Raw genomic sequence first — 9,472 nt, forward strand, 5'->3', positions numbered from 1 at the left:
AGCAGAGGCAGTCTCGAATTGACTATAAATACATTAAATACCGTATAACACATTACGTCACTTCGAGTGCAATGAAGGTGATCGAAGTGAACCGTAATGTAATCGAGAAGCTCTTATTTATATCACGGAGTTCTCGACAAGCTTGAACGGACGCGTTATTTATCTTGCAGGTAATAAATCAATCTATATCAAGATTCTTCTCTGCGATCCGGGCATTTCTCACAAACCATCGATGAGTAGCTCTGCGAACTGCACTCCCTTCAAATATATCGTTGAACTCTTTTTTTGTGATTTCACTCCATTTTCGATCGGCAGGGTAGAGAACCTTTTCCCGTGGTTTCAGATCATCATATGATCCGTATTCAGCTTTCCGATTCCAGGGGCATACATCCTGGCAGATATCACAACCAAACATCCATTCGCCAAGCTGTTCTTTGAATTCATCCGGCATCGTCTCCTTCATCTCGATTGTTAGGTAGGAGATACACTTGCTGCCGTCCACTTTTTGTGGCTCATAGATAGCATCAGTAGGGCATGCGTCAATGCATTTTGTACATGAACCGCAGTGATCGGTTTCGGGACCATCGTACACAAAAGGAACATCAATAATCATCTCTCCAATAAAAAACCAGGAGCCGTGCGTTTTATTCATCAGCATGCTGTTTTTACCGATCCAGCCGTTTCCGGCCAGTCTTCCCCATGCACGATCAAGAACCGGTGCAGAATCCACAAAAATTCGGCCGTTTATGTCGCCGATGAGTTCCTGCGTGTATTGAAAAAGATGCTTTAGGCGATTTTTGAAAAGCTTATGATAATCCCGGCCTCTGGCATATTTAGAAATTTTCGGAGCGTTGTGCCCCTGATCAAAAACCTCATTCTCTTTAAAACGGTAGCCCGCAATGACGCTCACCACACTCTGGGCTCCTGGAACAAGTTTCGTTGGATCAACTCTTTTATCGAAATAGTTTTCCATCCAATCCATATTGCCATGGCTGCCATTTTTCAGCCACTCTTCAAGCCGAAAGGCATCCTCGTCCAGTTTTCCGGCTTTGGCAAATCCGCACCGGTCAAACCCCAGTTCAAGTGCTTTTGCACGAACATGAACGGTATTTTTGAGGGGATCCATAGGATAGATGTGAGATATGAAAAATGAGACGTGAGAGTTTTATGACTCACGTCTCATACTTTGAAAAAAGATAATAAAGAGTATTACTCTTTGATGTCGATCAATTCAACTTCAAAGATCAGAACTGAACCGGGAAGAATAATACTTCCGGGAGGTGGGTTGGTTCCATATGCCAGTTCAGAAGGAATAAAGAACTCATAAGTTGCACCTTCACGCATCAACTGTAGACCCTCAGTCCAGCCGGGTATTACTCCGTCTAATGGAAATGTAGCGGTTTGGTCTCTGCTGTATGAGCTGTCAAATTCTTCTCCTGTAATGAGAGTACCCCGATAGTGAACTTCCACTTCATCGGTAACTTCAGGACGCTCACCGGTTCCCTCTTCCACAACTCTGTATTGAAGTCCGGACTCGGTTACCATTACGTCCTCTTTTTCAGCGTTCTCTTCGAGAAAGGCCTGTCCTTCGGCTTGCTGTCCTTCAGCCTGCTCAGATCGCTCCATCTCTTGTTGCTGCTGTACTTCCATCATGTAGGACTGAATTGTCTGCTGCATGGCCGCCATTTCCATTTCCGGATCTTCTTCATCCAATGCTTTCTGAAATCCGGCAACAAAGTTTTTCATTTCGATATCGGTTAATCCTTCCTGAGCCATTCCCGAGCCCTGAAGATATCCGATGCTGTAACTGACGCTGTCGGCTTTTGAACTTAAATCAGCATCAGGACTGTAGTTTTCTGACTCGCATCCTGAAAAAATAAATAAGCCGGTAATGGCCAGTATAGTTGTTGTTTGAAATATGTATTTCATAAAATCCGTCGTTCTGAAGTTATTATTTATGATTGTTGATTTGCGATTAATTAATAAAGTGTAAATATAAAATCTTTATTCGTGTAAATTGAGTTTGAAATAAGAGTGATTCTAAATCCAGAGCGTCTGATAGAGCGATATTCCGAGCATGCTGCGATCGAAACTGTACTCAAACTGACAATGGCAACTTATTAATGTCAAACTCAAGTTTGTACAAGTAGTATAATATAGTGTAGTTAATGGAAAGTATCAGGGAACAGATGGATTAGATTAAATAATAATGGATGACTTAAATTGAGTCGGTTTGTCAATTAAGGCAATGAAAGTGATCTTCGTAAAACCCACTCTGCCGTTAAAAGAAGGATCACCAGTGCAAACCAGATAGCGTTGTATTCTCTCAGATAGGATTGCGTAACAGAAATTTCTTCTACCGATTCATACAGATTCTGATCTTCTAAAAAGTTGTTGAACCTGTCAAAATTCAGATCTTCCAGAAAGAGTCCGCCGCTATTCAGTGCAATGCTTCTGAGCGTTGCATCATCTCGCTGACTATTTATGATTTCTACGTTTGACTGCCCGACATTTATTCGCGCCTCATCAGATCCCAGATCCCTGTTATTTAAAAATGCAGAACCCTCCGCTCTGTATGTCCCGCTTGGAAGAGTACCAATGTCGGCGATGTAGTTCCCTGAACCGGTGTGCCTCAATCTGAATGAACTCAGCTCCGTTTCACCGTTAATGTTAAATATTTTTACATCAATTGAGCCATTTTGCTCGGGTTCACCTCTTTCGTTGATGAGCGTTCCCCGAATTTGAACTGTTTCATTTTCGGTATAGTTACTTTTTATAGGTTCAATGGTCAAAGTTCTGCGGTCGGGCGAAGTGGATGCCCATGAAACGAGGTTATCCATTAGATTTTTGAAAAACTGTCCAGAATCATCCTGACGATTTACCCGATATTGATACCATCCATAAGCGTTCACTGTTGCCAGTCGGCGATTCGCACCTTCATCAGAAACTAAAACCGGAATATTGGTCTCCGTACCCTGAAAATTTGCTCTGATCAGCGTCTGTCCGGCAGGCGAAAGCGAGTACTCGCTTTGATGGGATTTCAGTGCAGGAAGCGAGCGTTCAGGCGGTATCGTCAGCTCCAGCAGGGGATGAGACAAATCTGATGATGTTCTAACCGGTCGAATATCAATGGGTGAACCGGTAGTTTCTTGCGTTGCGATTTTTAACTCATTAAAGGGGGATGTTCCATCAAATGATGAAGGAAGTGTAAAATAAATGACAGGTTTTTGATCAAAAAGGTTTACGATTCTGTCTGCTACAGCTGAATCCGCAGGCGGTTCGCCATGGATTATGAAGAGATCAACCTCATCCCGATTAAACTCGGGTGAAAACGGGTCCGTACCTGAAAACTGCTCTCCGCCCAGCCATGTAGTTTGAATGAGTTCATTTTGAATATCAGTGGCGATCTGATTGCGGATTGCTGCTACATCAGGATGAATTTCGAAAGCGATGGAATGTATTCTGGTTTTATCATCTAAAACATCCAGGGTGAAAGAGAAGCTGTTATTTTCAGTCGTAAACTCATTTTCAAGGGGTACGGCTTCTACAGTTACATCGTAAATACCGGGTTCACTATACTGTCTTTCAAATTCAATGAGACGAGTTCCTGATGATGACTGAAAATCTACTTCAGCAGATTCAACAACCGTTCCATTTTCAATGAGTCTGACCTCTGTCTGTTCATTCTCAGCTCGCTGATACTGAATTTCTGCCTCAATACGATTTAGGGTATTGGTATAGACGGGGTCATTATAGTTGACCTCCGCAATTGCCAAATCCCGAACGGCTGTGGTATCTCCCAATGGAACAGTAAATACAGGAATAGAGAGCTGAGTAGCGGTAAACACCGGATTTCTTCCCTGTGTAGAAATTCCATCACTGATAAGCAGAGCAGCTTTATACTGATTTTCATTCTCCAGTATATGGTTCATCACTGCATTGATGTGGGTTCCAGTGCCATCCGAAGTTAATTCGCTGCCGGAAATAATTTCTGTATCAAACAGATGCTCCGAGTAGGTAAATCGCTGATCTCTTGAATCGGTAAACTGATCCTTTCGCTGACGATACATTTCGAGCCCGGTGTAGTCGCCTTTTTCAAGAGAAGTGCTTATGGAGTTGTCGTAGTAAACCGCAATTTGTGGAGACTCAGTTGTGACGGATTCAAATGAGAGAAACGGGTTAAACAGCAGGGCGATCAGGATCAGAAAAGCGACTGACCGAAGCGTGATTAAAGTCCATTTTTTAAACGGATGACCTTTTTTCAGGTTCCGGTATGTGAAGTAAGAAACTCCGGTGGTAAAAATTGCGAGTGCAAAAAGAATAATTACCGGCAAGATGGGACTGATACCCTGGAAAAATGCAATCTGCATAGTCTACCGGATCATTTGATTTATTCTGCTTTTCTGTCTTTAGAGTCTGTCTAACAGATGATTGATAATATCCACCGTTGATAGGCCTTCTGCTTCCGCCGCGTAATTGGTCACTATACGATGACGAAGTACAGGAGTGGCAAGTGCTTTGATGTCTTCCAACTCAACGTTATATCGACCGTCAGAAAGAGCTTTTGTTTTTGCACCCAGAATCAAATATTGGGATGCTCTGGGTCCGGCTCCCCAGCTTAAATATTTGTCAACAAATTCAGGTGACTGTTCCGTTTTCGGGCGCGTTTGAGTCACAAGTTTTATGGTTTTGTCTAATACGTTTTCAGGAACTGGAACTTCCCGGATCAGTTTTTGAAAATCAAGAATTTGGCTCTTTTCCAGTACGGAATTAATCCTTTTTCTTTGGGCAGAGGTTGTCTGTTTTACAATCTGCTTCTCTTCATCCGGATGTGGGTAATTAAGATGAATATGAAACATAAAACGGTCCAGCTGTGCTTCAGGAAGGGGATAGGTTCCTTCCTGTTCAATCGGGTTCTGAGTAGCGAGCACAAAAAACGGATCATCAAGTGTAAATGTCTGTCCGGAGGCGGTTATTTTATGCTCCTGCATCCCCTCAAGCAGTGCAGCCTGGGTTTTTGGAGGTGTTCGATTAATTTCATCAGCCAGAACGATATTGGCAAATATAGGACCTTTTATGAACTTAAAATGCTTACGTCCGGTCTTTTTATCATCCTCAATGACTTCAGTTCCTGTGATGTCACCCGGCATCAGATCTGGTGTGAACTGAATACGACTAAATGAAAGATTCATCGTTTCGGCTACAGTTTGGATGAGCAGGGTTTTTGCCAGACCCGGAACTCCAACCAATACACAGTGTCCGCCGGAAAAAAGGGAGATCAGAAGCTGATCTACAACATCTCTCTGGCCAACAACCACTTTCGAAATTTCATCTTTTATCGCTGATACGGCACTGCTAAATTTTTCAGCGGCTTCCACCGGATCCTGAAGTGTTTCTGAACTCATTTATTCCAAATTAAGGTGTAGCCGGTTCGGGTTCCTGCATGGGGTCTGATAGTCTGTCTACATCGGGCATAGGAATTTTAAACTCTATGAATACCTCATCTCTCAACTCTTCAAGCCAGGTTCTGAACTCCTCCATCTGCTTTTGTTGAAGGGCAATTTCTCGTATACGATCATAGTCTTGCTCCAGACTTGCAGTATGCTCAGGTATGTGCCGATCCAATCTTACGATTCGAAATGCTTTACTAGCATTTTGACGTGGTGGATTGTAGGAGCGAGGTTCAGAAATTTGGCCTTCTTCCTCCAGTAGCAGAACAATTCTGTAAAGTGCAGGCTCGAGCTGACTAATCGGTATGAGCCGTTCACCGGTTTGCCTGTTAACAATTCGTCCTCCTAGAGCTTTGGTCTCTTCATCTTCAGAATACCTTCTGGCCATATCGGCAAATCGCTTGTCATGATTCATTACGCTATCACGAATAGAATTAAGTTTCTCTATCGCCTGATCTTCATCAACAAGCGCTTCATCAATTTCAATCAAAACGTGGCTGGTTTCTATCTGATCACCCCGACGATCATCCAGCCGAATAATGTGATAGCCGAATTCAGTGCGTACTACTTCAGAAATTTCTCCAACCTCGATGGCGGTTGCCGCAGCGGAATAATTTGCAACCAAATCGTTCACAGACAGCATCGGCAATGATCCGCCTCGCTGGGCTGACTGGTCCTCACTGTACTTTCTTGCCATCTCTTCAAAATCTTTTCCATGGTTTATGATCGAATCTCTGATGGCTTCTGCTTTCTGAAATGCAGCACTTCGAGCATCATCAAGCGGAGGAGGTATCACAACAATTTGTGATACTCCAACCTGTTCCGGTATGGTAGGAAGCTGTTCTTCCGGTATATCATTGAAAAAGTTCTCAACCTCAGGTCTGGTAATGTTGATTTCACTCATTTTCGTCTGTTGCACACGCTGTACAACCATCTGTTCGCGGAACTGATCTCTGAAGTCCGCCCGGAGCTGTATGATACTTTTCCCAAACGCTTCTTCAACAGCACGTTCACCACCCGCTTGCTGAATCAAGTCGTTAATTCTTGCATCCATTTGGCGGTTTACCATCTCATCAGAAACGGTGATAGAGTCAACCTTTGCTCTTTCCAGCATCACGTAGTTGTCTACCATACTTTGAAGAGCGCTATACCAAAGATCTTCATCAAAACTAATTTCCTGGCCTTGTGCCTCTGCCTGATTCATATATTGACTGACTTCCTCGTCCACGTCAGATTTCAGGATGATTCGATCATTTACAACAGCAATGATACGATCTGCCACATTCGTTTCTTGCGCAAGAAGGGAAGAAGTGAAAAGTGAGATTATTGCAATAAAAAAGAGAAGCTGTTTCAAAAATTGATTCATTATAAACTAGAGTCTGTTGCTAATTAATTTGTTGATAGTTTGTAATCAGATAGTATTTGTTCGATATCCGTAACGTTCTTACGATCTATTTCATTATTCGCGTTCGCCTCAAGATACAGATTACGTATATAACTATTGGTTATTCTGCGGGCTTTTTCAAGTTTAAGCCACTCCTCAATTTGCGGAATCAACCAGTCCAGGTCAGGGTTATCACCTGCCGGTCTCTCTTCCATCAGCTGAACAAGATGATATTGGCCACTGTGAAAGTAGATGGGAGAACGCTCCGTTAACCCTATAACATTAAGGTAATTGTTTAGCATAGAAATATCACCTCCAGCCATAGAAATAGGCCAGAACTGCTGCGACTGCCTGAATTGTAAATCCGGATTCACGCTATAGTCATCAAGAATATCCCTCCAGTCCTCACCTCGTATTAGGGCCCGGTTTGCATTATCTGCGTCCGTTCTTGTTTGAGTGGTGATGTGTCTATAGCGAATATACTTTTCATTTAACGTAAACTGATCTTTATGAGTCTGATAATAGGTCTGTGCTTCCTCACGTGTAACTTGAATATCGTTGATATTTCTATCGATGATATAATCTTTTAGGGCTTGTTCTAAAATTTGATGTCTTAGACGCTGAATTTTACGATTCACTTCCGGAGTTCGAACCAAGCCAATATTCTCCGCATGCTCTACAGTTACAGCAGATTGGATCCACTGCTCCGTAAACTGATCGACAGCTTGAATAGAGTCTTGTTCCAGTATGGATGCAGGAATCTCATCGAGTGCCATCTGCAAAGTCAGTGTTTCACCACCTGCTCTTGCGAGAACGGGCGAGTCAGTTTGTTGAAAACTTGTATCACAGCCGCCAAGCAAAAGAGTCAGTAAAAGTAAAACGGATAGGTAGTGGTTAACCTTCATAGAGTAGAAAACGTTTAACCGTCATTAAAAATCTATTTTCAATAGACCTTGAAAAATACCATTAATTACGGGGTAAGAAAATAAAATTATTATAGCCTATATATTCTATTTGATTCAACGAATTATGATTTAACATCGAAATCAAAAAAGAATTCCGGCAATAGTTGCCGTCATCATGTTCGCCATCGTTCCTGCTAACACTGCAAGAAGTCCGAATCTGGCCAAATCAGATTTTCTATTGGGTGCCAAACCGCCAATACCGCCAATCTGAATAGCGATTGATGAAAAGTTGGCAAAGCCACACAGAGCAAATGTAGCCATAGTGATAGTTTTAGGCGATAGTGTTCCCTCAGAAACCATATCAGCCATCTGCAGATAAGCTACAAATTCATTTAAAACTACCTTAGTACCCAGCAGTGAACCCATATTCACAGCATCGGCCCAAGGCACGCCCATGAGAAAGGCTATGGGAGCCAACAACCATCCGAGCAAGGTTTCGATGGTTAAATCAAAACCTGGAAACAGCGCGTTGAAGCCGGTGATTTCACCTATTTCGAAAAGGAAGTAATTTGCCATTGCCAGCAACGCAATAAAAGCCAGAAGCATCGCGCCTACATTAGCTGCTAGTTTGAGTCCAACACCTGCACCCGTTGCCGCCGCATCAATACCGTTGGCATCAGTTTTTTCAACACTCATTTTTACATCACCCTTGGTGGCCGGTTCTGCATTTTCCGGATAAAGAATTTTTGCGATTACCAGGGCCGCCGGAGCAGCCATCAAACTTGCACCCAAAAGCTGCTCTGCAAAAAGCAGGCGTCCAACATCAAGGGATACATCATTGGCCAAAGAATACGAGTTACCAAGCATCTGAACATAAGCTGCCATAACTCCACCTGCTATTGTAGCCATACCACCGGTCATAACAGTCAATAACTCAGATTGAGTCATTTTGCTGATGTAGGGTTTAATAACAAGAGGGGACTCTGTTTGACCCACAAATACATTTGCAACTACAGAAAGTGATTCTGCTCCGGATGTACCCATCACTTTCTGCATTCCTCGCGACATTAAGCTCACAATTCTCTGAAGTATACCGTAGTGATATAGAATGGCAGTCAGTGATGCAAAAAAGACAATAGTTGGCAGCACCTGAAATGCAAAGAAGTTTCCTAAACTGCCCTCCATTCCCGGGCTTTTAGCAAGATCACCAAAAATAAACTCTGCACCTGCTGTGGTAAAATCGAGTACTACAACAAAAAAACTGGACACCCAGCTGAAGAATGCTTTAGGCCAGCCCAGTGGAGCCCAGACTTCGGCCATATCAGAACCTTTAAGAATAAAAACAGCCAATATAAACTGAATTCCCAGTCCCGTACCAACAAGTTTCCAGTTAACGGCTTTTCTGTTTTTACTTAGAAGAAGGGCAATGCCAATAATTACGGCCATTCCAATGAGTCCGCGGAGAATGTTCATGCGTTTGTTTCTTTTGGTTGCTGTATGGTAGATTTTTTTGTATTCATATCCGGGATCGATTTACCTCGTTTCTGGTCAACAGGCGGGCGAAAGCAGTGGCGGGCTCGCGGTTCGTATGCGTCTTTCTCTCCAACCAAAACTTTATCTTTATTTTCTACTACACGCTGTGAAAAGTTGGCTATCATACCGCTTTCTGAACAGATGGCGTGCAGTTTGGTGACAAACTCTGCGATGGCCAGAAGCTGGGGCATCGGTTCGAA

At 43.0% G+C, this 9,472-nt stretch carries 7 protein-coding genes and 1 pseudogene; all 8 read right to left on the reverse strand.

Going from position 1 to position 9,472, the window contains the following annotated elements; translation table 11 throughout:
* Nucleotides 1-178: 178 nt before the first annotated feature.
* Nucleotides 179-1,126 carry a tRNA epoxyqueuosine(34) reductase QueG gene (gene queG / locus ACESM0_RS10900; RefSeq protein WP_372906242.1) on the reverse strand — a complete coding sequence of 316 codons (948 nt, stop codon included), beginning with the start codon at nt 1,124-1,126 and terminating at the stop codon, nt 179-181.
* Nucleotides 1,127-1,209: 83 nt separating this feature from the next.
* Nucleotides 1,210-1,929, reverse strand: a complete 720-nt coding sequence (locus ACESM0_RS10905; protein ID WP_372906243.1) for an FKBP-type peptidyl-prolyl cis-trans isomerase — start codon at nt 1,927-1,929, stop codon at nt 1,210-1,212.
* A gap of 311 nt (nt 1,930-2,240) precedes the next feature.
* Nucleotides 2,241-4,370, reverse strand: a complete 2,130-nt coding sequence (locus tag ACESM0_RS10910) for a hypothetical protein (protein ID WP_372906244.1) — start codon at nt 4,368-4,370, stop codon at nt 2,241-2,243.
* A 39-nt stretch (nt 4,371-4,409) separates the two neighbouring features.
* Nucleotides 4,410-5,405 carry an AAA family ATPase gene (locus tag ACESM0_RS10915; RefSeq protein ID WP_372906245.1) on the reverse strand — a complete coding sequence of 332 codons (996 nt, stop codon included), beginning with the start codon at nt 5,403-5,405 and terminating at the stop codon, nt 4,410-4,412.
* A 10-nt stretch (nt 5,406-5,415) separates the two neighbouring features.
* Nucleotides 5,416-6,816, reverse strand: coding sequence for a peptidylprolyl isomerase (locus ACESM0_RS10920; RefSeq protein WP_372906246.1), 1,401 nt, complete (start codon nt 6,814-6,816; stop codon nt 5,416-5,418).
* Between the two features lie 23 nt (nt 6,817-6,839).
* Nucleotides 6,840-7,739, reverse strand: coding sequence for a peptidylprolyl isomerase (locus tag ACESM0_RS10925; protein WP_372906247.1), 900 nt, complete (start codon nt 7,737-7,739; stop codon nt 6,840-6,842).
* A 141-nt stretch (nt 7,740-7,880) separates the two neighbouring features.
* Nucleotides 7,881-9,212: a NupC/NupG family nucleoside CNT transporter gene (locus ACESM0_RS10930; RefSeq protein ID WP_372906248.1), complete on the reverse strand. Its 1,332-nt coding sequence runs from the start codon at nt 9,210-9,212 to the stop codon at nt 7,881-7,883.
* Nucleotides 9,209-9,472, reverse strand: a pseudogene (locus ACESM0_RS10935) (thymidine kinase); the annotation flags it as partial. The gene ACESM0_RS10930 and the pseudogene ACESM0_RS10935, both read right to left, overlap by 4 nt.

The sequence above is a fragment of the Rhodohalobacter sp. genome, from assembly GCF_041686455.1.
Taxonomy (GTDB): domain Bacteria; phylum Bacteroidota; class Rhodothermia; order Balneolales; family Balneolaceae; genus Rhodohalobacter.